Annotated in this window: 23 protein-coding genes; 12 read left to right on the plus strand and 11 right to left on the minus strand. The window is 40.5% G+C overall.

From position 1 onward, the window contains the following. The first annotated feature begins 52 nt into the window (after positions 1–52). A complete protein-coding gene (locus PSM_RS08425; RefSeq protein WP_013465094.1) occupies positions 53–1,135 on the plus strand; it encodes a flavin monoamine oxidase family protein in 1,083 nt (360 codons plus the stop codon). Between the two features lie 39 nt (positions 1,136–1,174). On the opposite strand, the gene PSM_RS08430 is transcribed toward PSM_RS08425, so the two are convergent. Then, the gene (locus tag PSM_RS08430) at positions 1,175–2,218 is read right to left on the minus strand and encodes an AI-2E family transporter (protein ID WP_013465095.1); all 1,044 of its coding nucleotides are present in this window, start codon (positions 2,216–2,218) and stop codon (positions 1,175–1,177) included. A 168-nt stretch (positions 2,219–2,386) separates the two neighbouring features. Between PSM_RS08430 and PSM_RS08435 the strand changes: the two genes are divergently transcribed. Together PSM_RS08435 and PSM_RS08440 are read left to right on the plus strand one after the other, a co-directional pair. Continuing rightward, entirely contained in the window at positions 2,387–3,277 is an 891-nt protein-coding gene (locus PSM_RS08435; RefSeq protein ID WP_013465096.1) for a TIGR01777 family oxidoreductase, read from the plus strand. A gap of 135 nt (positions 3,278–3,412) precedes the next feature. Continuing rightward, positions 3,413–4,591 carry a GGDEF domain-containing protein gene (locus PSM_RS08440; RefSeq protein WP_013465097.1) on the plus strand — a complete coding sequence of 393 codons (1,179 nt, stop codon included), beginning with the start codon at positions 3,413–3,415 and terminating at the stop codon, positions 4,589–4,591. Between the two features lie 63 nt (positions 4,592–4,654). Here PSM_RS08440 and PSM_RS08445 read toward each other — a convergent pair whose 3' ends face one another. Then, on the minus strand, positions 4,655–5,323 hold the full coding sequence (locus tag PSM_RS08445) for a DUF2987 domain-containing protein (protein WP_016900395.1): 669 nt from the start codon (positions 5,321–5,323) through the stop codon (positions 4,655–4,657). Beyond that, positions 5,316–6,125, minus strand: coding sequence for a glucosaminidase domain-containing protein (locus PSM_RS08450; protein ID WP_013465099.1), 810 nt, complete (start codon positions 6,123–6,125; stop codon positions 5,316–5,318). The genes PSM_RS08445 and PSM_RS08450 overlap by 8 nt, the downstream gene beginning before the upstream one ends. A gap of 181 nt (positions 6,126–6,306) precedes the next feature. Between PSM_RS08450 and PSM_RS08455 the strand changes: the two genes are divergently transcribed. Next, positions 6,307–7,599 carry an anti-phage deoxyguanosine triphosphatase gene (locus PSM_RS08455; protein WP_013465100.1) on the plus strand — a complete coding sequence of 431 codons (1,293 nt, stop codon included), beginning with the start codon at positions 6,307–6,309 and terminating at the stop codon, positions 7,597–7,599. Positions 7,600–7,667: 68 nt separating this feature from the next. Here PSM_RS08455 and PSM_RS08460 read toward each other — a convergent pair whose 3' ends face one another. Beyond that, entirely contained in the window at positions 7,668–9,824 is a 2,157-nt protein-coding gene (locus PSM_RS08460) for a prolyl oligopeptidase family serine peptidase (RefSeq protein WP_013465101.1), read from the minus strand. Between the two features lie 157 nt (positions 9,825–9,981). Here PSM_RS08460 and PSM_RS08465 point away from each other — a divergent pair, with 157 nt between their 5' ends. After that, positions 9,982–10,293 carry a DUF962 domain-containing protein gene (locus PSM_RS08465; protein WP_013465102.1) on the plus strand — a complete coding sequence of 104 codons (312 nt, stop codon included), beginning with the start codon at positions 9,982–9,984 and terminating at the stop codon, positions 10,291–10,293. 177 nt (positions 10,294–10,470) lie between these two features. After that, positions 10,471–13,026, plus strand: coding sequence for a TonB-dependent receptor plug domain-containing protein (locus PSM_RS08470; protein WP_013465103.1), 2,556 nt, complete (start codon positions 10,471–10,473; stop codon positions 13,024–13,026). A gap of 328 nt (positions 13,027–13,354) precedes the next feature. Here PSM_RS08470 and PSM_RS08475 read toward each other — a convergent pair whose 3' ends face one another. The 3 genes from PSM_RS08475 to PSM_RS08485 form a co-directional block, all read right to left on the minus strand. Continuing rightward, on the minus strand, positions 13,355–14,356 hold the full coding sequence (locus tag PSM_RS08475) for a branched-chain amino acid aminotransferase (protein WP_290208050.1): 1,002 nt from the start codon (positions 14,354–14,356) through the stop codon (positions 13,355–13,357). A 225-nt stretch (positions 14,357–14,581) separates the two neighbouring features. Then, entirely contained in the window at positions 14,582–15,634 is a 1,053-nt protein-coding gene (locus PSM_RS08480; protein WP_013465105.1) for a fatty acid desaturase family protein, read from the minus strand. Beyond that, positions 15,631–16,674 carry a flavin reductase family protein gene (locus PSM_RS08485; protein WP_013465106.1) on the minus strand — a complete coding sequence of 348 codons (1,044 nt, stop codon included), beginning with the start codon at positions 16,672–16,674 and terminating at the stop codon, positions 15,631–15,633. The genes PSM_RS08480 and PSM_RS08485 overlap by 4 nt, the downstream gene beginning before the upstream one ends. A gap of 366 nt (positions 16,675–17,040) precedes the next feature. On the opposite strand from PSM_RS08485, the gene PSM_RS08490 reads away from it, so the two are divergent. The 4 genes from PSM_RS08490 to PSM_RS08505 all read left to right on the plus strand — a co-directional run bounded on the left by PSM_RS08490 (position 17,041) and on the right by PSM_RS08505 (position 19,713). Beyond that, positions 17,041–18,201 carry a PQQ-dependent sugar dehydrogenase gene (locus PSM_RS08490; protein WP_013465108.1) on the plus strand — a complete coding sequence of 387 codons (1,161 nt, stop codon included), beginning with the start codon at positions 17,041–17,043 and terminating at the stop codon, positions 18,199–18,201. 92 nt (positions 18,202–18,293) lie between these two features. Next, positions 18,294–18,473, plus strand: a complete 180-nt coding sequence (locus PSM_RS08495; protein ID WP_010390276.1) for a DUF6435 family protein — start codon at positions 18,294–18,296, stop codon at positions 18,471–18,473. Positions 18,474–18,889: 416 nt separating this feature from the next. After that, complete coding sequence (locus tag PSM_RS08500; RefSeq protein ID WP_013465110.1) at positions 18,890–19,297, plus strand: GFA family protein; 408 nt, start codon at positions 18,890–18,892, stop codon at positions 19,295–19,297. Positions 19,298–19,338: 41 nt separating this feature from the next. Beyond that, complete coding sequence (locus PSM_RS08505) at positions 19,339–19,713, plus strand: VOC family protein (RefSeq protein WP_013465111.1); 375 nt, start codon at positions 19,339–19,341, stop codon at positions 19,711–19,713. A 68-nt stretch (positions 19,714–19,781) separates the two neighbouring features. On the opposite strand, the gene PSM_RS08510 is transcribed toward PSM_RS08505, so the two are convergent. Both PSM_RS08510 and PSM_RS08515 read right to left on the minus strand, forming a co-directional pair. Next, positions 19,782–20,573, minus strand: coding sequence for an SDR family oxidoreductase (locus PSM_RS08510; RefSeq protein WP_013465112.1), 792 nt, complete (start codon positions 20,571–20,573; stop codon positions 19,782–19,784). 25 nt (positions 20,574–20,598) lie between these two features. Further along, the gene (locus PSM_RS08515; RefSeq protein ID WP_013465113.1) at positions 20,599–21,102 is read right to left on the minus strand and encodes an Mpo1 family 2-hydroxy fatty acid dioxygenase; all 504 of its coding nucleotides are present in this window, start codon (positions 21,100–21,102) and stop codon (positions 20,599–20,601) included. A gap of 181 nt (positions 21,103–21,283) precedes the next feature. Between PSM_RS08515 and PSM_RS08520 the strand changes: the two genes are divergently transcribed. Next, positions 21,284–21,682, plus strand: coding sequence for a hypothetical protein (locus PSM_RS08520; RefSeq protein ID WP_013465114.1), 399 nt, complete (start codon positions 21,284–21,286; stop codon positions 21,680–21,682). 456 nt (positions 21,683–22,138) lie between these two features. Here PSM_RS08520 and PSM_RS08525 read toward each other — a convergent pair whose 3' ends face one another. Both PSM_RS08525 and PSM_RS08530 read right to left on the minus strand, forming a co-directional pair. Beyond that, the gene (locus tag PSM_RS08525) at positions 22,139–22,555 is read right to left on the minus strand and encodes a hypothetical protein (RefSeq protein ID WP_013465115.1); all 417 of its coding nucleotides are present in this window, start codon (positions 22,553–22,555) and stop codon (positions 22,139–22,141) included. A 122-nt stretch (positions 22,556–22,677) separates the two neighbouring features. Further along, complete coding sequence (locus PSM_RS08530; protein WP_013465116.1) at positions 22,678–23,622, minus strand: LysR family transcriptional regulator; 945 nt, start codon at positions 23,620–23,622, stop codon at positions 22,678–22,680. 124 nt (positions 23,623–23,746) lie between these two features. On the opposite strand from PSM_RS08530, the gene PSM_RS08535 reads away from it, so the two are divergent. After that, entirely contained in the window at positions 23,747–24,694 is a 948-nt protein-coding gene (locus PSM_RS08535; RefSeq protein ID WP_013465117.1) for a sodium-dependent bicarbonate transport family permease, read from the plus strand. The last annotated feature ends 257 nt before the right edge of the window (positions 24,695–24,951 follow it).

Consider the following 24,951-nt stretch of genomic DNA (forward strand, 5'->3'; position numbering starts at 1 on the left):
AAAAACCACAAACTACCTACTAGTAGATTGACTTAGCTAAAGTGATTTTAAAATGCATAAACCTGTGGTTATTATTGGTGGTGGCTTAGCGGGCTTATATGCCGCTTACAGCCTAAAAAAACGAAATATTCCGTTTTTATTATTAGAGGCCAAAGCCAATTTGGGTGGCAGGATTGCCTCTCACTTTTTAGCGACTAACAACAGCATTGGCCACGATTTGGGCCCTACCTGGATATTTCCGCACCAGCCTAATATTCAACAGTTAGTTGCTGCTTTAAACATCCCTGTGTTTGAGCAATACACCCAAGGTGATGTGTTGTATCAAGCATCGCATACTGCCCCTGCTCAGCAAATTGCAGGGGCGGGTGAAATGCAGCTATTTAGAATTCAAAACGGTATGAACGAGCTTATTAATGCGCTTTATCAGCAGCTTGACCCAAACACCGTTAAATTAGAGCACGCTGTTAGCGAAGTAAAAAAGCTCTCCGATGGCTGGCATATAAGCGCTAATTACCAAGGGAGTACGCAGCACTTTACTTGCGATCAGTTACTGTTTGCGTTACCCCCTAGAATGATCGGCCAGCATTTAACCCCGCATTTATGGGCTGATAATGTTTTAACTCAGCGTTTAACGTCGGTGCCGACGTGGATGGCTGGCCAAGCAAAATTTGTTGCCACCTTTGAGCACGCTTTTTGGCGAGATAAAAACTTATCTGGGCAATGTTTTAGCCGTGTTGGCCCGTTAGTAGAAATACATGATGCGTCAGCAAGTGATCATGCTCACCCTGCTCTATTTGGCTTTATTGGCGTGCCTTACTTACAGCGAAGTCAAGTAACTCGCGAGCAATTAACCCAAGCCTGCCTTGATCAGCTTGGCTATTTTTATGGTGAGCAGGCTTATACTGCCACTGATTGCACGATAAAAGATTGGGCTGAGGATGAATTTGTGGCCAACAAGGATGACCAACTAGGTGTATCGCAGCATCCTGAATTTAATTTTTCAGGGCTTAGCGAGCAGCTCAAACAGTTAAAAGTGCATTTTGTGGGCAGTGAGTTTGCTAAGCAAGAAGCAGGCTATTTAGAGGGGGCTATAAACGCCGTAGATAGCGCCTTAGCTAATTTAATAAATACTTAATAATGTTAAAGGCGTGCTTAGGCACGCCTTTGTAAGGTATTAGTCTTCTGATTTAATGACGGTTTCTTCACCTGTGCCAAGCATAGTGGCTAACCAACGCCCTTCGTCACTGGCTTCTAGCGCTATTTTTACAATCATAGTTAACGGCACCGATAACAACATTCCCACAGAGCCTAATAGCCAACCCCAAAATATTAACGATAAAAATACCACTAACGTAGAGAGCCCTAACCCTTTACCCATGTATTTAGGCTCTACAATATTACCCATTACGGTATTTATAGTTAAATAACCCGCACCAACGAGGCCTGCCACTAAAGGACCTTGAGTAATAAGCGCCAGTAACAGTGCTGGCACAGCCGCTATGATTGAACCAATGTTAGGAATGTAATTAAGCATAAATGCCAGTACGCCCCAAAGTACAAAGTAATCAACATCGAGTATCCATAAGTAAAAACCAGCAATTACACCGGTGGCTAAACTTACTAGGGTTTTAATAGCCAAATAAGAGTTGATAGAGTCTAAAAAGCGGTCAATTTGCTTAATTTTGCTGTCGGGGTCGTCTAGTGCTAAATGTATTTTTTTACCAAGTATGGGCCCTTCAAACAGCATAAAAACAACCGTTAAAATAATTAAAAACATATTGGCCATTACGCTACCTAAGCCGGTTAACATATTGGTGGCAACATCAACCATTTTACCGGGGTCGAACATAGACAAAATTTGTTCTTTATTAATTAATATATTGTATTGCGACGCCATATCAACCAGCCATACAAATTCTTCTTTTAACTGTGCTTTGTATTCAGGTAACTGCTTTGAAAAGTCATTAACCGACTGCCCCACTAAACCGCCTAAGCTAACACCTAAGCCCATAATAATAAGCACCACAAGCACCACCGCTATGCCTTTTGGAATACGGTAGCGAGCAAAAAAATTAATGAGTGGGCTACAAATAATGGCGATGAATGCTGCCAAAATAAACGGAATAACAATAGCACTTGCGGCTTTAATGCCCGCCAATACAATGACCAACGCTGCAAAAATAATTAAGCTTTTATTTACCCCAGTTAAACTTGCCAATACTCTTATCCTATTGCTGTTATTTGGCTTCAGTGTAAGGCAAAACCCAATAGAATGAAATATTTATGGGTGATCATAATAATGATTAGTACGTATAAATTTGCAAATCGTTGAGCTGGGGAGTATAAATTTTAAACATCCCGCTTTATTTATAATTTTGGAGTTGCAATGCATATATTTTTTACAGGCGCCACGGGCTTAATTGGTAGGCACCTTTGCCCTTTCTTGTTGCACCACCACGACATTACGGTACTAAGTAGAAATCCAACCAAAGCTAAAGTGTTGTTAGGCCACAGAGTAAATGCTGTTAGCAGCTTAGACGATGTCGATTTAAATACGGTCGATATTGTCATTAATTTAGCCGGCGAACCTATCGTTAATAAACGCTGGAGTGATAAACAAAAAGCAAAAATACGTGATAGCCGAATTATTACTACCCAAGCCATAAGTGATGCAATTAATCAGTGTCATACACCACCACATACGTTTATTTCAGGCAGTGCAATAGGCTATTATGGTCGCCAAGGTAAAACCCAAGTTGATGAAAACAACACAGAACCGCACGATGAATTTAGTCACCAACTTTGTAAGGATTGGGAACTCGCTGCATTAAAAGCTGAGTCTGACGATACCCGTGTTTGCTTACTTCGCACAGGTATTGTACTGGCTAAAAAAGGCGGCGCACTTGGAAAAATGTTGCCTGCATTTAAGTTTTGTTTAGGCGGGCCAATTGGCAATGGCGAGCAAGGTATGTCGTGGATCCACATTGATGACATGGTGCAGCTCATTTTATTTTTGATTCGTAATCAAGATATCTCTGGTGCTGTAAATGCCACTGCCCCGCATCCGGTGAGCAATAAACAATTTAGCCAATCATTGGGCAAAGCATTGTCACGCCCTGCCTTTATGCCCATGCCTGCAGCTGTGCTCAATGTTTTAATGGGAGAAATGTCAGATCTACTCACAACGGGCCAATTTGTGGTGCCTAAAAAAGCATTAGAAAATAATTACCGTTTTCACTTTTCTGAAATCGATGCCGCATTAAAAAGTTTAGTTTAACGACTGACCTTAAAGGGTTAAGTTTGTAGCAAGGGAGTATAAAGTTAATACTTTTTACTCCCTTGCTATTTTAGTGTTACTACCTAATAATGAGTTAAGCGTTATTTCTTATTCAGCTAAAAGAGCAACTAAAACATGCTTCATTTACCCACATTAATTAGCCTCTGTTTTATTCTTAACTTGTTTATTGCAGTGTTCTTTTTTTCAGTGTATTCATATAAAAAACAACCTAGCTTTTTATTTTTTGCTACTGCCTGCTGCTCGTTTATAACCGCTATTGCCCTAATTGGTTTGAGAGGAGTGATTGACTATCCACTTTTAACTTACTTTTTTGCTTACCTATTTATTATTTTAACCCCACTCCTGCTTATTTTAGGGTTAATACCACAAAGTACGGTGCTTGCAGTAAAGCTAACGCCTTTATATTATGCCTGTGCTATATGTTGCACATTGCTACTTGCTGTGTATCTCATTGATGCGGGGCAAATTATTACCAGTATTATTACTGCCGTACTATTTAGCTACGCGGCCTATTTAATGATTAAAACCCCCAGTGTTGCTAAAGTACAGCAACGACTACTAATTGCCTGCTTTTCACTACACAGTGTAGTAATGCTGTTGCAAGTTGTACTCCTTGTTTTACCCTACTTTAGCCAAATTAGTCAGGCGAACTTAGCCGCGGGATTACAACTATTATTGGTCTCGCATTTATTTTTAACCACAGCCAGTGCATTAATTCTGCCGTTTATTGCTTTTGCCAATGAAGAATCAAAACTAATAAACTTAGCGAATCACGATCCGCTTACACAATTATTAAACAGGCGAGGCTTTTTCCGCCTGTGTAAAAAAATAACCCACACTGCACCACTTAACAGCAGAGTGTCGTTAATTATGCTCGATATCGATCTTTTTAAACAAGTGAACGACCAATATGGTCATGAAACTGGCGACGAAGCAATAAAATGGATTGCACAACATATTAACGAATTGTTTTTTGAAGCAGGCATTACCGCTCGAATTGGCGGAGAAGAGTTTGCTATTTTCCTTAACCAAAAAAATCTTACTCAAGCAAGGCAGTTAGCCCAAAAGCTATGCAGAAGTATTGATCAATATCCCTTTTATTTTAACGGTAATAGTATTGCATTGTCTGTTAGTGCTGGAGTAAGTAGCGCACTTATTCGCGATTTAAATATGCAAGAGCTGCTATTGCAAGCTGATAAACGCCTTTACCTTGCTAAAGAAACGGGCCGAAATAAAGTTGTTACTCATGATGAAAAAAGCGCACTCATGAATAGCCACTCTGCCATTATTTAATTTAGCAATAAAAAAAGCGGGGTCAAACCTGACCCCGCTTTATAATCAAACCAATTAATTTTATTACTTACTGATCCAAGGCGTTACTTTAACTACCTCGTTTATATCAGCCAATACTTTTGTGTCGTTTTGCCAGCTGTCTGTTACTTCAAAATAACATACTGATTCTTCGCATGTTATGCGCTCATCATCAAATTGTTTAGGCGCATTAAAAGTAACAACCACCCCTTTTTGCTCAGGCAGTAAAAACCACATTAGTTTGCTAACAAAAAAGCCCGACAAGTCTGTTAAAAGCGCTTCAAGCTCATTATTAATGGTTAATAATGATTGCTTTGAAAAGGTTAGCCCTTCTAGCTCGTTGGCCTCTATTTGGAGCTTTAACTGACAATCATGAATCGGATTTTTAGGCTGAACCACAATCACCGCTTTGTCAGTATCGAGCTGCTTATCATACGGTAATAACAGTTGCGCTTTGTCAGTGTAATTAAGCGGGTACTCATTTTTTTCAGTTAAAATAGTCCCGCTTTTGATACTACATACTTCGTTAGTACCAATATCGCTAATATAAAAGTTTACGCGGGCGTACTGAAAATCGCCTTTGTTTACTACTTTTAAACGGTCGTAAAAACCGTCATACGACATAACAAACTCTTTAGCATAGGTGTTATTTGCCGCTATTGCTAAAAAGCAGGTCGCTATAGTCGTAACTAATTTTAATACTGGTTTATTCATCAAAGTACGCTCGGTTTTGATTGATCATCGTATTTAGCTCTTCAATATACGCTTCACCACGCTCTGAGTAGGACATCAGCCCAAGGGTTAGCTTAGTCGCCTTAATTGGCTTTTGCTGTGCGCGTAAATCTTCACGTATACTGCGTAATTGTTTATAGGCATTATGCGTATTAATATTTCTAAAATATGACGTTACAGCAGCGCGAACCGATTTAAATGCAGCCACTTCATGCTCGGCTTCATTATTACGTCTTCTTGGCACCATGCCACAGCCTTTTTTGTAGCACCATTGGCCAAAAAAGTTTAAGCCTATTCGGGCAAAGCGTGAGGTACCCCATGCCGACTCATTAGCAGCTTGCATTAGGGCAAGTTCTTTAGGAATAATATCTACACGGCGCAGCGCTTGAGTTAGTGTAAGCGTGTCTAAGGTTTCAGGTAAGCGGTATAATTTAAGTATTTTTTTAATATCGCTCGCTTGTTTTTTACTTAACGGCTCGTCGTGTTCTAGCATCATGCGCGCAATTTCAATGTTTGCACGTTGCTGTAAAATCTTTTTGTTTTCGGCTTCTACATGGGGCTTAATGAAGTTAAAAAACGCATGCTTTTTCTCTTTTACATCGGTGTATTCTGAGAATTTTGGCAACTTAACATTGTGCAATGGTTTTTCTTTCTTCTTTTCTTTTTTAATGTCGTCAGCACGTGTTTGTTCATCTGAAACAAACTCATCAGTTTGTATAAATGGATGAGTAAGTGCCCAAATAACAAGGGCGGCTAACAACAACTGAAAAATAGTTTTTAACATGTATTATCTCAATTAAACTCTAAGTTATGTATGGTGTAGTCACATACATACGAGCACTCATTATACCTAAGCCACTTTATAAACGCGAATACCGAACAACTGAATAAAATTCATACGCCTATTGTGAGTTATTTATAATATACTAAGCGTTAAAGTCGTAGATATAGAGATAGGTTGTGACATGGATAAACAGTGGCAAAATAGAATAATTGAACAATATAAGCACCGCCCAAACGATAACCGCTCTCCTTGGCAAATAGACCGCTCTCGAATTATTCATGCTGCAGCATTTAGACGCCTTCAAGCCAAAACTCAAATAATGGGTATTGGTTTAAATGACTTTTATCGCACACGTCTTACCCATTCTTTAGAAGTATCGCAAATAGGCACGGGCATATTACGTCACTTAAAAGCCCAGCACCCTCGTTTTGAACATTTTCCATCAACCGGATTACTCGAAACCTTATGTTTAGCGCACGACATCGGCCATCCGCCCTTTGGGCACGGCGGAGAAATTGCGCTTAACTACATGATGCGTGATCATGGCGGGTTTGAAGGTAACGCACAAACACTACGAATAGTAGCCAAACTAGAGCCTTACAGTAATGGCTATGGCATGAACTTAACAAGGCGCACATTATTAGGGTTTATAAAGTACCCTGGTTTTATCGACCAGCTGTGGTATAACATTCCCAAAGTAGATAAACAACGCGCGTTTATAAAAGCCGACGACTGGCGACCTGCTAAAGGTATTTACAATGACGATGCACCTATATTTAATTGGATCATTGAACCACTGAGTCAAAATGATAAAGCATTATTAACCAGCCAAAATATTGTAGATTCATACCGAGCTAAAACACGCTATAAATCTCTCGATAGTGCCATTATGGAACTGGCTGATGACATTGCCTATGCCGTTCACGATCTTGAAGATGCCATAGCCACCGATGTGTTAAGCCTAGACGATTGGTTAACCCATGCATTGCCGCACTTACAAGCACTCAACTATGATTGGTTAAATACGCTACTTAAATCACTTACAGAGCGATTATTTTCAAAACACGAACATGAGCGTAAAGATGCCATTGGTGAATTAGTAAATACCTTTATTATTCATATTCATTTAGACATACAAAACGATGCCTTTGAATGCCCTATTTTAAAGCACACCGCTAAATTAGATCAGCAATACGAAAGCGTATTACAAATACTTAAGCATTTTGTGTTTCAACGCTTGATACGCGACCCACAAATGCAACAAATAGAATTTAAAGGGCAAAATCTGCTTATTGAACTGTTTACCGCATTTGCCAGCGATCCAATGCGGTTATTACCCGAAACCACGCAAGCACTTTACCTAGAAGCCGAAAAGCACCATCAAGGCATGCGAATTATTTGTGACTACTTAAGCGGTATGAGCGACGAATACGCTTATAAAACTTATCAACGGTTGTTCTCTCCCATACAATAAAGTAGTGAGCCTAAAAAAAAGCCGAGTCATTTAAGTAACTCGGCTTTTCGTTAGCTTATAAAGTCACATTAAAGTGATTTAATGCCCATGTTGTAAAGCGTAAAACCGTACATGTCGGCATAAAGGTCAATAATTTTACTTGTTGGCGTACCCGCACCGTGGCCTGCATTGGTTTCAATACGAATAAGCGTTGGATTAGTGCCCGCTTGGTTCGCTTGAAGCTCTGCTGCAAATTTAAATGAATGCGACGGTACAACGCGGTCATCATGATCGCCTGTAGTGATCATCGTCGCCGGATATTCAACCCCTGCTTTTACATTATGAATTGGCGAGTAGCCTTTTAAGTAATCAAACATTTCTTTACTTTGGTCGCTAGTACCGTAATCGTATGCCCAGCCAGCACCCGCTGTAAAAGTATGATAACGAAGCATATCCAGTACACCTACCGCAGGTAGCGCCACTTGAAATAAGTCAGGTCGCTGGGTCATTACGGCACCGACTAATAACCCGCCGTTTGAACCACCTCGCAGTGCTAGGCGCTTTTTAGAGGTGTATTTTTTATCTTGTAAGTATTGTGCAGCAGCAATAAAGTCGTCAAATACGTTTTGCTTTTGCAATTGCGTACCTGCTTTATGCCACTCTTTACCATACTCACCGCCACCACGAATGTTAGCCACTGCGTATACGCCGCCTTGCTCAAGCCAAGCCGCTGTTGTTGAACTAAAGCGAGGTGTTAAGCTTATATTAAAGCCACCATAGCCATATAAAATAGTTGGGTTGCTACCGTCTAATTTAATATCACTTTTGTAAGTAATAATCATCGGTACTTTAGTGCCATCTTTAGAGGTATAAAATACTTGCTCAGAGGTGTAGTTGTCGCTATTAAAATCAATCCCTGACTTACGATATACTTTAGACTCACCACTTTGTACGTCAAAACTGTAAGTCGTGCCAGGGGTTTTGTAATTAGTAAATGAGTAATAAAGCGTAGTTTGCTTTTTTTTACCGCCAAAACCACCCGCCGTACCAACCCCTGGTAAACTTATATCACGGATCAATTCGCCCTGCTTGTTATACTGCTTCACTTTAGAAATAGCATCAACCATGTAGTTGGCAAAGAATGTGTTACCGCCAAGCGTTACATTGAGTACGTTTTCAGTTTCTGGAATAAAGTCTTGCCAGTTTTCAGGTTGCGGGTTGCTTGCATCAACCGTCACTACTTTTTTATTTGGAGCATTTAAGTTAGTAACCAAAAATAGCTTGCTACCTTCGTTATCAATCACACTGGTATCAGAGTCGGTATTACCCACTACGGTAACAAACTCGCTATCTGGCTTAGTTAAATCTTTAATAAATAACTTATTGCCTGAGGTCGATACGCTAGCACTAATAAACAAATAACGGCCATCTTTGGTCGCTTTAGCGCCTACATAACGGTGTTTTTGCTCAGCGGTATCGCCAAATACTAGCGTATCCTCGCTTTGGGCTTGGCCTAATTTATGGTAGTACACTTTATGTTGATCAGTTTTTGCAGAAAGCTCACTGCCTTCTGGTTTGTCGTAGCTTGAATAATAAAAACCATCATTTGCCAACCAACTCACGCCACTAAATTTAACATCAACCAGTGCTTGCTCTACTTGCTCTTTGGTTTCGGTGTCTATAACAATGATTTTACGCCAATCACTGCCACCTTCCGATATTTGGTATGCTAACAATGAGCCATCTTCTGAAAATGATAAGCCCGACATTGAAGTGGTACCATCTTCACTAAACGTATTAGGATCTAAGAAAATCTCAGCCTCGCCCCCGTCTTTACTGCGGTATAAAACGTACTGATTTTGCAGGCCATCATTTTTGTAAAAATAGGTGTAATCACCTTCGGTGAACGGCGCGCTGATTTTTTCGTAGTTCATTAACTTTTCAAGGCGCTGCTTTAACGTATCTCTGTACGGTATTTGCTCTAAATATGAAAAGGTTAGGTTATTTTGTGTTTTAACCCATTGAGCCGTTTCATCACTCATATCATCTTCTAACCAACGATACGGATCAGCCACAGTTTCACCAAAGTAGCTATCAACCACTGTGCCTTTTTTAGTTTCAGGGTAATCTAGAGAGTTAACTGCTTTCATTGCTGTTTTTACTTCATTTTGAGTGGTGTTTTCTGCAGGTTGTGAACAACCCGCAAGTGCGATTACAACCGCACAGGTCAGTGTTTTTTTTAGCATTGTTATTTTAGTTCCTTGTTGATAATCACTCTAAGTTATTAACTTTTCCTGCTTTTGTCTATTAAGATGCGGTAAACGTCATTTATCGCTGTTAACCTGCGCTTAGTTACGCTTAAATACATTAATGAACAACGTTTAAACACCAATAGGCTAAGTAATGACAGAAACCCAATCCTTTAAAAGCTTTAAACGCTTTTACCCTTATTACTTAAAAGAGCATCGTAATCAAACCTGCCGTAGATTGCATTTTATAGGCAGTAGTTTAGTACTGTTACTGGCAGGCTATGCGTTTTTTAGCTCACAACTTATGTTGTTATGGTTATTACCAGTGATTGGTTATGGCTTTGCGTGGGTTGGGCATTTCTTTTTTGAAAAAAACCGCCCTGCTACATTTAAGCACCCGTTATATAGTTTATGGGGCGATTGGGTAATGTTTAAAGATATGCTCACAGGTAAAATAAAATGGTAAATGGCGACTTACGCTACAGGCTACTCAAATAGTCCACCTGCCGCTGTAAATAAATTGTAGATTGAATGTAATTCAATTGACCTTGGTTGTAAAAATGGTCTACCTTGACAACAGAAATTTCAATTAGTTCATTAATAATTGAATTACCTGTAGAGCATTGAATGAGGGAAACTAATCATGCAACTAAAACAGCTATTTACAGCAAAAAAAACCATTACACTCAGTGTTGCCGCTGCACTACTTGGATCCTGGTCGGTAAATGCCGCACAGCAAGACACACAAGCAGAAGAAAATATTGAACAAATTAGTGTAATTGGCTCTCGCCGACTCGGCCGCACAGTTGAAGACAGCCCAGTTCCGATTGATATCATTAGCGGTGATGCCCTAAAAAGTTCAGGGCAAACTGAAACCAATGCACTACTGAGCACTTTATTACCAAGCTTTAATTTCCCTCAGCCATCAATCACCGATGGCAGCGACCATGTGCGCCCAGCTCAACTGCGTGGCTTAGCACCTGATCACACCTTAGTGCTCGTAAATGGTAAACGTCGCCATAGTAATGCACTGCTTAATTTAAATGGTTCAACCGGTCGTGGGTCATCATCGGTTGATTTAAACGCTATTCCAGCCAATGCCATTGAGCGAATAGAAGTATTGCGCGATGGTGCCGCTGCGCAATATGGCTCAGACGCCATTGCCGGTGTGATTAATATTGTCCTTAAAAGTAATAGCAGTGGCGGCAGCCTAGGTGCTGTATATGGAGCAAACATCACCGAAATGCAGGGTGTGCCTCAACTAGAATCCGTTTCTGAAGATGCCAATGGCAACTTAGCCTTTAATGAAGGCAGCGACCGTTCGCTGACCGACGGCCAAACCTTAACCCTGCAAGGTAATATGGGGTTTGAATTGGGCGATAACGGCTTTTTAAGTATTTCTACTGAATATCGCGACCGTAGCTCAACGAATCGCTCTGATTATGACCAGCGCGAAAATTACGCCCGCCTACCTGATGGCTCTCTTGATCCGCGTGAGTTCACATGGGATCGTTACAATCATAACTTTGGCAATGGCACCGTTGAAGACTTCGCGCTGTTTTATAATGCCGGTTATCAATTAACTAACGATGCCGAGCTCTACTCGTTTGGCTCTTACAGCAAGCGTGAAGGCGAAGGCGGAGGTTTTTATCGTCGCGCACAAGACAGCCGTAACGTAACAGAAATTTATCCTGATGGCTTTTTACCGGTGATCACCTCAGATATTGACGATTTTTCGTTAGCACTCGGCGTAAAAGGTTTTGCTAATGAATGGAATTACGACGCTTCTGCTGTATACGGCCAAGATGCCTTTAACTTTGGTGTTATTGATAGCTTAAACACCTCATATGGACCTAGCAGTCAAACCAGTTTTGATGCCGGTACACTTACCTACGATCAGCTGACTATTAATCTTGATTTTAGCCGCGAGATTGATGCAGACTTTTTAGCTAGCGGAATCAACGTCGCAGTGGGCGCTGAGTATCGTCGTGAAGGCTACGAAATTCAGGCAGGCGAAGAAGCCTCATACGCACAAGGCACTTTTGGCCCTGGTGGCGCAGTAACCGACCCAGTTAATGGCCCATTTGGCTCTGCAGGTTCGCAAGTATTCCCAGGTTTCACACCTGAGTCTGCGGGTGATAACAGCCGCCATAATGTTAGCCTTTACGTTGATTTAGAAGCCTTTATTACAGATAACTGGAATGTTGCCGTCGCAGCGCGTTACGAAGACTACTCTGACTTTGGCGATACGCTTAATGGTAAAATTGCCACCCGTTATACGCTAACAGAAGATTTAGCATTACGCGGCTCTGTATCAACCGGCTTTAGAGCGCCCTCTCTGCAACAGCAATATTTTACTTCAGTGGCCACCGTGTTTGTTGATGGTATTCCAACACAAACAGGGACGTTTGCCCCAAGCAGTGATGTAGCCGTTGCATTGGGATCACCGGGCTTAGATGCAGAAGAAGCCACCAACTACGGGGTAGGTTTTACCTGGTCAACCGACTTTAATTTCAGCTTATCTGTGGATTATTACCAAATATTAATTGATGACCGTATTGTGTTATCAAATAACCTGTCGGGTGCAGGTGTAGCAAGTTTACTTGAGGGCACTGGAGCTAACCAAGGGCGGTTTTTCTTAAACGCGATTGATAGCAAAACCCGTGGCGTTGATGTGGTTGCCTCTTACAACCTAATGACCGATAACTACGGTGATGTAGCGTTTAATTTAGGCTATAACTACGGCAAAAACGAAGTGACTAATATTATTGCCCCACCCGCTGAGCTACAAAGCGTAGGTGTTGAACAAGATAATTTGTTCTCGGGTAATGAACTGCGCCGTTTTGAAGTAAGCACCCCGCGTAATAAATACAACCTAAGCGCTACATGGACACTAAACGAATGGCGTACCACACTTCGCAGCACTCGCTATGGTGAAACACAAGACCCATCAGAAATTCCAGAGCGTAACGAAGTGCTCAAGCCAAAGTGGATCACCGACTTAGATGTTGCCTATGCACTTAATAACAACATTACTCTGAGCTTAGGCGCGAATAATGTGTTTGATGTATACCCAGATCCAACTCGTGATTTAGTGAGCGATGTAACTACCTTCTCACGTTTGTTCTCTTACTCGGGCTTTTCGCCATTTGGTTTTAATGGCCGCTATGTTTACGGCAAAGTTGAAATGAAATTTTAAGCTGCAGCTAAAAACAAAAAGCCACACTATTTAGTGTGGCTTTTTAATAGATTAGGGTCTGTTGATCTTTCAAGGTTAAATTTGCAGCAGTCTGTTTGGTATTTAGGCAAGGCAGAGCCTATGTGGTGTGGTTATTCCCCATAAATAGGCGATAACGCAGCATCAATGCCAAACAGGCGCTGCCCGAAGGGTTCTGCCTAGGGACGATTTACTCTTTGTTGCTCGGTTTTTACTTAGCCCACTAGGTTACAAACCTCGCGCCGCGATTAAACCGCCCCTAGTTTGAACAAATTTTAATCCGCAAAGGTCAACAGACCCTAGAACCCGATTAGATTTTAGTTAACCAACCGTGTGTATCTTCACTTTTACCCCATTGAATATCGTTCAATGCTTGACGTAAACGTGCTGTTGTTGGTCCTGGTTCACCATTACCCACTTTGTATTCTTTATCGTTATGGATAAACGTACCTACTGGTGTTAATACTGCTGCAGTGCCTGAAAGTGCTGCTTCAGTGCCTGGTTTTGCTGCACGCTCTAAAAGCTCAGTTACGGTAAAGTTACGCTCGCTTACCGTCATTCCTAAATCTTTCGCAATGGTTAAAATACTATTACGGGTAACACCATGTAAAAAGGTGCTGTCGAGTGCTTTAGTAATGATTTCGTTGCCATCAATTAATATGAAGTTGGCCGCGCCGGTTTCTTGCACATCGCCACCTGGGCAAAATAAAATTTGGTCGGCTTTATATTTAGTGCGCGCTGCTGATATTGGCCCTAATGCACTGGCGTAGTTGCCACCACTTTTAATCATACCCATATGCGGGGCACAGCGCATGCCGTCTTCTTCTAATAAAACACGTAACGCGGTAGCACCACCTGAAAAGTAGTCACCCACTGGCGATAATAACGTATAAAGCAATGAACTCATTGAAGGCGCAGCCGCTTTGCCAATGGCAGCTTCCGTACCAATGTGGGTTGGGCGAATATACATAGAACCAGGAGGAAGCGGCGTTTCATCGGCGTATTCACGAACAATATTGATGATCATTGTTTTTAGCATCTCGCCATCAACCGCTGGTAAACTTAATAATTCAGAACTTTGCTGCATACGCGCAATATTTGCATCCATTCTAAAAATATTTACCGAACCATCTTCATGGCGAAAGGCTTTTAAACCTTCAAAACATGTACTTGAATAATGAAGAACGTGTGCACCTGCATGCAACTCAAGCTTATCGCAAGGAACAATTGAGCTTTCGCCCCACTGATTGTCAGAAAACTTAGCTTGAATCATCTGCGGCATAAACACAGTACCAAATGCGGCCATTTTTATTCTCTCTTGTGTGGTCTATTTTTCTCCATTGTATGACAACCCGCTACTATTTAACCATAGCAAAACAGGCTGTTTTTAAATTAATTAGACGAATTTTTTGCATGTACTGATGATTATTTAATCAAAAAAGCACTTGCTAACTCTTTAATGCAATAATCAGCTAACAATTTAAGGTTAGCTGATTATTTAATGCGTACATTATAGTAGCGGCTATTTTATTAACCTCTATTTAAATGAATAACGAAATATACGTTTTAACACTGAGGTATATTGGTGAAAAAAACCGCCGGTGTTGTATGCAATGCCCTGCTTTTGTAAAGCAGCTTGCACTTGTGGTGCTATTTCTTGGTAGCGTGACGATGGCAAGTCTGGAAATAAATGGTGTTCAATTTGAAAACTTAAATGCCCCGTTAAAATATGAAACCAACGCGCCCCTTTAATGTTTGACGACCCAAGCGCTTGGCGATAATACCACTGACCTTGGCTTTCGTTTTCACAATCTTGCTCGTAAAAGGTATGCGTTTGCTCGGTAAAATGGCCACAAAAAATAATGGTTGATGTCCATAAATTACGAATTAGGTTCGCCAATAAGTTACCGCTTAGCACCCATAAAAACAGAGGCCCCGCTAAAAGTGGAAACAGCACATAGTCTTTAATTAATTGGCGCGCCCCTTTACTAAAAAAGCGTTTTTTTAACGTACTATGCGCTACAGCCCCTTCGCGGTTTGGCTTCTTTTTACCTATAAACACACGCTCACCCGCCAGCTCATGGTACGACACGCCCCACTGAAATAGCACACTTAAATTTAAATAGGTAATAAACTGCCAAGTATTTTTTAAACGCCATTTAAAGTCACTACTTAATCTTAATAAGCCATAACCAAAATCGCGGTCTTTGCCAATAATATTAGTGTAAGTATGGTGCTCAAAATTGTGTACTCGGTTCCAACTTTGGCCGTCGCAGGCTATATCCCACTCGTATGTTTTTGAATTAAGCTGTTTGTCGTTCATCCAATCGTATTGACCATGCATTACATTGTGGCCAATTTCCATGTTGTCGAGAATTTTAGCCAAAGCCAGTAATAACACACCCGCCACCCAAAGTAAGGGCTGAATAAAACCAAGCATTAATAAAATGCGCCCACCTATTTCGCACAGTCGCTGCTTGCGGACAATAGAGCGTATATAATTAGCATCCTTTTGCCCTACTTTGGCAAGCGTCGACATTTTTATGCCATCTAAATCTTCGGCTAATTGTTGATAATTTATGGTTGTCATAGCTGTAACTCCAAATCACTGACCGCTTGGCTAACACACAGTTGAATTAACTGCTCGCCGTTATCTGATAACTCACCGGTTTTTAAATTGCGCACCACGCCCGTTTTTTTAATGCACTGGCATTGATGACAAATACCAATCCCACACCCTCGCTGCACAGGTAGTTTTTTTGCCTCAAACTGAGTTAACAACACCTCATTCGCTGCTACGTCGTGGTGATCATTATTAATTTTTACAGTAAATTGACTGTCATCATTTAAGCTTGGCAATGCAAGGCTAAAGGCTTCTTGGTAATAGGTTAAATGATGCTGGTTTGCAAAATGTGCAATTTTTTGCATAAACGCTGCTGGCCCACAGCAGTAAATATCAGGATTGTCATCGATGTTTATATGCGTAGTTAATTGCGGGCTCATATCGCGAGTGAGTAACAAGTAAGAAAAATGCGCATAACGCTCTGCTAATGCGGCAAGTTCTTCAACGCATTGGTGCTCATTAGCTTTTGCAAAATACAGTAATTTGATAGTGTGCTGAGTATTTGCTAATTGCTGGCTAAGCATTGCCAGCATAGGTGTAATACCCGAGCCACCAGCAACAAAGGTGCTGGCTTTATGCCAGCTTTTAAATACAAAGTCGCCACTTGGCGCAGAAATATTACACCACGACGGCGCCTTTAATGTGCTTTGCAACTGAGCTGTAAAACGTCCTTGCTCATTGGTTTTAATTAAAACTCGCAGCAATCCGGTTGCTTTGTATTGCGCGGGGCTGCAAGCAAGCGTAAATACACGGGTAAGCAAACGCCCGTTGAGCTCAAGCGTTAAACTAATATGCTGGCCCGCAATGTGGGCGCGCCACTGTTTATTGGGTTTAAGCGTTACACTTAAAAACTGACCACTCAACGCGTGTACATCAATAATTTGCGCACGAAAAAAGCCGGCTCGCCATGCAGGTTTAACGACCTGTATTAAAGGCTCTATGTAAGCGGCAAAGCTTTGATGGTGTAAAAACCATTTTGAAAATTGGTCTAATACCGAAGTTAGCATGGTTATTAATTCTCTACTTAAATCGACTACCCATCACTTTGTGTTAAGCGAATTCACGCAAACACATGTGCTAGGCTTTAAATATTTGAGCCTACACGTGTAAGCTCAACTTTCAGCGCACAAGTGTACGCTCGAATTTTTAAATTTCAACCCTAATAGAGTAATTATTCAATTTTTTTAAAGCGGTCTTTAATTCCTATACCCGTAAAGTTAGTTAAACACCTGAGGGACATAAACAAGCTCATTAAGCTAAAAACCAACATTAAAGCGGTTAAATAGCGTGCAATTTCATTCATCCCAAATACTTAACACTGTGATTAATAGCGTGCTAAGGTAGTTAAAATTTAGTTAATTTTGGAAGCCATTATGAACAAAGTAACAACGCGTAAAAAATTTTCTACACTCGCCACAGCCAGTTTTGCATTGGCATTTTCGGCGCTTACCAGCCTTAGTGCTCATGCAGTTGATTTTAAAGAACTGGATAAATTAGCGCTTAATGTAAAACCGGTCACTGTTGCCCAAGGGGTTTCTATTCCCTGGGCTATTGAGGCTCTACCAAACGGTGATTTATTAATAACCGAGCGCAGTGGCACCTTATATTTATTGCGTAAAAATACCACCAGCTTAACTAAAATTTCTGGGCTACCTAAAATTGATGCCAACGGCCAAGGCGGCCTACTTGATTTAGAGCTGCATCCTGATTTTGCTAATAATCAATGGCTGTATATCACTTACTCAAGCAGTGAAGGTGACGGTGCTGGCAGTAACACCGCACTTATGCGCGCAAAATTAAGTAACGATCACAGCCAATTACGCGAGCAACAACAATTATACAAAGGCGAGCATAACTCTAAAAAAGGCCAGCACTACGGCAGCCGTATTGTGTTTGATAACCAAAATTATGTGTATTTTTCGATTGGCGATCGCGGCTCGCGAGATATTAACCCACAAGATTTAAGCCGCGATGGCGGTAAAATTTATCGTTTACACGACGATGGTAAAATTCCAACCGACAACCCATTTGTAAACCAAAAAGACGCAAAACCAGCGATTTGGTCTTACGGGCATCGTAACCCACAAGGCATGTGGTTCGATGGTGAAAATAATGTATTTTGGGCACACGAACACGGCCCCCGTGGCGGCGATGAGCTTAATATGATTAAGCCTAAAACTAACTACGGCTGGCCAGTGGTAAGCTATGGTATTAACTACAGTGGCACCTCGTTTACCGATTTAACCGAAAAATCAGGCATGCAAGCGCCCACATTACAATGGACACCCTCTATTGCTCCTTCAGACATGCTGCTCGTAAAAGGTGACAAGTATCCTGAGCTTAAAGGAAAATTTTTACTCGCTTCAATGAAATACGCGTTTATTAGCGTACTTGAAATAGCAGATGGCAATGTCGTTAAACAAAGTAAATTACTGGAAGGCATTGGTCGTATTCGCAGTCTAGCACAAAGTGATGATGGCACTATTTACTTAGGATTGGACGGCCAAGGCATTATGCGCCTTGACCCACAATAATCTTTTAATAAGCTAATTACAGTAACAGCAAACTTTTTGCGTCTTCACTGCGTATTGTTAATGTAACTAGCTAATAAACAACGAGGGTGTTGATGTTTTCATTTTTAAAGCCAGATCCAATCAAAAAATTACGTAAAGAATACGACGCAAAATTAGAACAAGGCATGCAAGCGCAAAGAAAAGGCGATATAAAAAGCTACGCTATGTTAACCGACGAGGCTGAAAAAATTTGGAATGAAATAGAAGCGCTCGAAGCCAAAAAAGCCAAGTAAACATTAAACCTAATAAGTTTAAACTTATCCCCCGCATTAACAGTGCGGGGTTTGTATTTCCCCGACTAAATAACTTCGATAAACATTTATCCAACTAAGTAAAATTAGATACACTTCTTATAAGTTCACTTTGCATTTCCCCCATCACGTTATTACAGCCCTATTAGTGCGACACTCAAAAGCCATTTTATTTCTCGCATAATCAGTTGTTTACATTAAAGTTAATTAGTGAAATTATTTACCTAATACGACAAGGACTTGATGAATTGTTTGAAATAGCAAACCATTTAAGCGCTAATGGTTATGTGGATACGAGAAAAGCATTTTTAGTGGGGTGTAATCAAGCCATAAAGCGTCAACAATTTACTGGCAAGAATACAATATAACGAACAAATTATATAAACCAAGGAATACAGATGTACACAGGTAGTTGTTTATGTGGCTCAATCAATTTTTCAATTAATGGTAATGTTACTGATATTATCCATTGTCATTGTTCGCTTTGCCGTAAGGCCAGTGGCAGTGCCTTTGCTACCAATGGGTTTATTAATGCCAGCGAGTTGACGTTAACTGACAAAAACGGAACCCTCACCTTTTACCAAAGTAGTGAAGGTAAACGTAAGTACTTTTGTAAAACCTGTGGTGCACCAATTTATAGTGCTAATGCACAATCTCCTCAAAGATATCGCCTTCGATTAGGCGCGTTGACCTGCGATATTACAGAGCGACCAATATCGCACAATTTCATCACCTCAAAAGCTAATTGGGAAGATTTAGATGCTCAGCTTCCTCGTTATGAGGGACATGAGCCAGGGCGAAAGTAAATCGCCATAAATTTATCTATTTTTTTGTAGTGGGAGTTTACATGAAACTGAATCAAGTAACTTTGCCAGTCAAAGATATGAATGAAGCGGTGAGTTTTTATCGCTCACTTGGCTTTACCCAAATTGTTGACACACCTCATTATGCACGTTTTAGTTGCCCTGAAGGTGACTCTACATTTTCATTGTCTCTAGAGAGTGAATTTTTTGAAAATCATTCTGTAATTTATTTTGAAAACGATGACCTTGAGCAATTGTGCCAACAGTTGATCAAAAAGGGGATCGTATTCGAACAGCAACCCACAGAGCAAAGGTATCTATGGAAAGAAGCGATTTTAAGAGACCCTTCAGGCAATAAAATTAAACTCTACAAAGCTGGAGAAAATCGATTAAACCCACCTTGGAAAGTACAAAAATAGCTATTAACTTTACACGAATCAGCATTGCGCTCAGGGGCTCAATGCTGGTGTTTAAGTACTGTACTTAGTTATTTATATTCTACCTTAGCGGTTAATCGATTAAATAAACTAGGGAAAAACCGTTTTATAAACGGTGCCCAACCGCTTAACCCTTGGCCTATTACCACTTCGTCTTTTTTATTATAGATTGCGGTGAGCATTTTCGATGCGGCTACATTTACATTCATACCATTTTCTATTGAAGGCTCAGGTTTGTTTTGTGCCTCTCCTTGCCCGTTCAATGAATTATGGGCAATCGCTGTTTTAATTGAGCCAGGGCAAATAGTTAAGCAATGTATATTGTGCTGCGCGACTTCGGCGCGTAAGCAATCCATAAAGCCTACTACAGCGTATTTACTGCCTGAATAACCCGTTCTAAACTTAGAGCCCACTTTGCCTGCCACGCTACTAATAGCCACTACAGAGCCGCTTTTTCGCGCCACCATTGAAGGTAGCACTGCTTTAGTGAGTGCAATTAAACCAAAGTAATTTACTTCCATGAGTTGGCGGTACACTTTAAAGTCATTTTCTAAAAATAAACTACGCTGTGATACGCCACCATTATTTATTAAAATATCAATTGGGCCTAAGCTATCTATTTGCGCTGATACATCCTGCAGTACAGTTTCGGGCTTTGATAAATCAAGGGGAATAACACGATGCCCCTCGCCTTTTATCTCGTCTTTTACTTGGTTGAGTTTATCGATATTTCGCGCTGATAAAATAACCTTCGCACCTTGCTCTGCAAATTGTTTTGCAAGCTCTTCACCAATACCTGATGATGCACCGGTGATCCACACTGTTTTATTATTATAATCCATGGTTTACCTTATAGTCTTTGACTGATTATGCTTTAGTTGGGCCCGCTATTTCATTAACTTGCTGTTCTAAATTTTTATAAAAACCCATTAAAAATAACAGCTCTGCGGTGACATACAAAGGGCCAATAATTAAACCCACTAAATCATCAACAAAGGCGGGCTTTTTGCCTTCAAAATAATGACCAATAAACTGTAACACCCAGCCAAATACAAACACACCCACACCAATCGTCAGCCAAGATGTAAAGGGCATTGCGGCGATAGGCTGCGCTGCCACTAACAATAAAGTAAAAATGATGCCCATGATTAAACCTAGCGAAAAGCTCAGCATAAAATAGTAAACCACACTGGCAAGGACAAAAAGCTGCGCCCCATCGACATTAAAACTCCCTAGAGGAATTTCAACACGCGCTAGTAAGCACAATGCAGCAAATACAATCAGTGGAATACCAAAAAAGTGAGTTAATACGTTACGCTTTGAACGATGATACAAGCCATACTGGCCAAGTTGTTGTTGTAGAGTTTTCATAGGTTGATCCCGTTGTTATTTTTATAAGCAAAGTTCACCTTATAAAAAAGTGCGCACAATAACAACAAATACCGATGGTTATAAATTAAAAGGCTAACTAATGGCTCTCTAATTGGGTATTGATGTAAACTATTTAAAATAAATGTTTAACTGTTGGCCCTTGTAATATAAGGAAATCATCATGTTATTAAAAGCTCTAGCCATAGGCTTATTACTTGCTTTAGGCGAGATAATTAATGGCAACATTCGGGTGCGAGTTCTGCATCGATTATATGGGCAACGACGCGCTAAAACACTTAGTTTACTCTCAGGCATCGCCATTATTTTTGCTATAGCTTGGTTAGCCCTGCCATGGGTTGCCCCTACAAATTACCTAGATTGTTTTAAATTAGGCTTAATGTGGCTAATAATAATGCTTAGTTTAGATATTTTTGTGGGTAGGTATTTATTTAAATATAAGTGGCAGAGAATTTTTGATGACTTTAATCTCTTTAAAGGCAACTTGCTTAGTGTAGGCATGTTGATACTTTTTATATGCCCAAGCTTGGTTTTTTGGTTGCAGATGAAAGTTATGGTTTAGATCACTGCTCTATAAGCGCAGCGTCTCTTCGCTCTCTTTGTGTATTAATCACTTAAAAATAATTTAAACTGATAGAAATGAATGAGGATAAAATGAGAAGCCATAAAAAGTATGGTTTAGATCACCCCTCTAAAAGCGCAGCGTCTATTTGCACTCTTTGTGCATAATTTACTCAACCCTATTTGAACACAGAGAAGCGAATGAGGAATAAATGAGTAAAAAATTTATTTATTTCAGCCACTTAATTTAAAAGCACAGCGTCCCTTCGCCCTCTTTGTAAATTGATCATAAAAAACAGTATGAACTGAGAGAATTGAATGAGGAGAAAATGAGAAGCCATAAAAAGTATGCTTTAGATCACTGCTCTAAAAGCGCAGCGTCTCTTCGCCCTCTTTGTGCATAATTCTTAAAATCTATTTAAAATCAGAAGTAAATGAGCTTGCAACGTGTCGTTATCTAAGCTAACGCGGTTACAAGCTTGCCTTTTTCATGCGTAGGTTGCATGGCCATTCGATCAGTGCCTTTTTCGTATTCTTGCTCCAGCATTTTTTGTAACTCTGCAAGCTGCTCTTTAATGGTGTCTATATCAGCACCTTGCTCTTGAAGTTTTTCTGCCAATGCTTCGATTGCTGCTTTTAACTCAGCAATTTTTTCTTTATCAACTCCTAATCGTTGATAGATAAGCGCCTCTTGCGCATTTTCTAAAAAGCTTTTGTCTTGTGGCTTAGCGCTTGCGATTTGTGTTTGTTCGCTATCGCTGGTTTTAGCTGTTGCCGCAGGGCCAGAAGTTGCCGCTACTTCGTCAGCTTTTGCCGGTTTATTTATTGTACTAACATAAGTACTATATTGATTTTTAAAGGTTATTGATGTCATCAGCTCAAATCCATTTTTGCGTTAAAATATCTATCTTTAACTATTTTCACTTAGATAATTGTATGTGAATAACTACAGCAACTTTAATACCAACTTATATTTTTTCGCTTCGCTTTAACTCTTTATTTTAAATTAAGCCCATTTAGCTCATTACGCACCCATTGCTTATCGAGATATTGCTCTAAATTCAGCTGGGCAAATTTTAAAAAGCTGCGCGCAGCATGAGAAATATGCCTGTCTGTGCGCACTACAAAATACCAATGGCTGGCTAAGCAGGTGTCGGTTACATTGAGCACTTTAAAACTGTTATCGCCTTTTGGTAATACATGATGGGAAAGCACAGCAATCCCCATTCCCGAGGAAACAGCAACTCGTATGGCTTCGTTACTGGCCATTTGCACACTATCACTAAGGACTAAACCACGGCTTTGTAATTCGCTTTCAAAAAGCATACGCGTAGCAGAGCCTGGCTCTCTTAATAAAAATCGATATGGCATTAAATCAGCTAATGTTAATGCTTTTACATCGGCAAGCGGATGATCAAGCGGCACAATAAAAACTAAGGGGTTATGTAAAAAACGCGCAGCTTGGGCATGTTCAAGTGATGGTGGGTGGCTAAACACATAAATATCGTCTTCTCCACGCTCAAAACGCGCTAACACTGCAGAGCGGTTGCCAATTTCCAATGGCAGCTCTACATGGGGATGGGCATTACTGTAAGGCCCAAGTAACTTAGGCAAAATATATTGTGCAGTGTTTACCATGGCAATTTTACAGCGCCCGCGCTCCCCGCCTTTAAGCTCGGCTAAATAGTCTTGGTAAGCATCAAAGTGCCCAAACACTTGCTCACAAGTTCTAAATAATTGTAAGCCAGCCTCGGTAACCTGTAATTTTTGCTGTTGCATAACAATTAAAGGCTCATTAACGGTTTCTTGTAAGCGCTTAATTTGCAAAGAAACGGTAGGCTGGGTTAAATGCAATTGCCGAGCTGTTTCGCTAATGGAGCCGGTTTTAACTACACTCATAAAGACTTCGAGTAGCCTAAATGATAGCTGCCTTGTGTTCATTATTCACCTCATAGATTTTTATCTATAAGATACTATCATTCATTTTATTATTTACTATACATAGATAGGCTTACAATAGCGCCGCTTAACAAATTGAGTAACTAATAACAAAAAGGAGAACAGTGTGCCTGATATCGTCGTAATGTTTTTTATTTTAGGATTAGTGGCGGGGATTTTACGTTCTGATTTAGCGATACCTAAAGCCACTTATGACACGCTAAGTCTATTGTTAATGCTCACCATAGGGTTAAAAGGTGGCATGGTGCTGCATGGTAACTTAAGCTGGCAACTTCTTCCTGAAATGGCCTCGGTTATGTTACTCGGTGGTCTTATTCCCCTTACTCTTTACCCTATTTTAAAATATGTTGTTAGACTCAGTGTGGCCAATAGCGCCAGTATTGCTGCGCATTATGGCTCGGTAAGCGCAGGTACCTTTGCAGTTGCATTGGCTTATGCAGAGTCAGCTAAATTAGAGGTAGGTGCTGAGGTTACACTGTATTTAGTGATGCTCGAATTACCTGCCATTATTGTCGGTTTAATGCTGTATCGTAAACTCGACAAACAACATAGCCAATGTAATACACTGTCGCTCAAAGCGCTTTGGCACGAAACACTCACTAACAAAAGCGTGATTTTATTGGTAGGCGGTGTGATCATCGGAATGATGTATGGCACACAGCAAGGCAGCCAAGTAACCAGTCTTTTAACCAGTAGTTTTAAAGTAGTACTGGCATTGTTTTTACTTGAAATGGGTTTAGTGGCTGCGCAAACTCTGCGCCCATTTCCTTGGCAGCATTGGAGACTCGCTGCATTTGCGATTATTACTCCGCTATTTTTAGGTGCTATCGGCGTGGCTGTAGGCACACTATTAAAATTAGAATTAGGCTCGGTGGTGATACTCGGTAGTTTAGTGGCTAGTGCGTCTTATATTGCAGCCCCTGCGGCAATTAAAGCAGCCGTTCCCAAGGCTGATATTGGCCTAGCTATGCTCAGCTCTTTAGGGGTAACGTTTCCGTTTAATGTGATTGTTGGTATTGGTTTGTACCATAAGCTTGCGCTTGCCATGCACTAAAATAAACACCAATAAAAGCCCAACATGGGCTTTTATTTTTTAACTATACCCCGCCATTACTACGTTATCACCCTCTTTAAAAAATCAACAAATATAAAACAAAAACGCTAACTTATTTCTACAATCAGATTGCAATTAAGCGATTAGTTTACGTAAAAAAACATTTTAAAAATTATTTTGATTGAGCAATTAAAAAACACTTTACTTGGTATAAAAAGCAGCATAAATTCGCAGCCAAATTAACCTGCTTCAAATAA

Source organism: Pseudoalteromonas sp. SM9913, from assembly GCF_000184065.1.
GTDB lineage: Bacteria > Pseudomonadota > Gammaproteobacteria > Enterobacterales > Alteromonadaceae > Pseudoalteromonas > Pseudoalteromonas tetraodonis.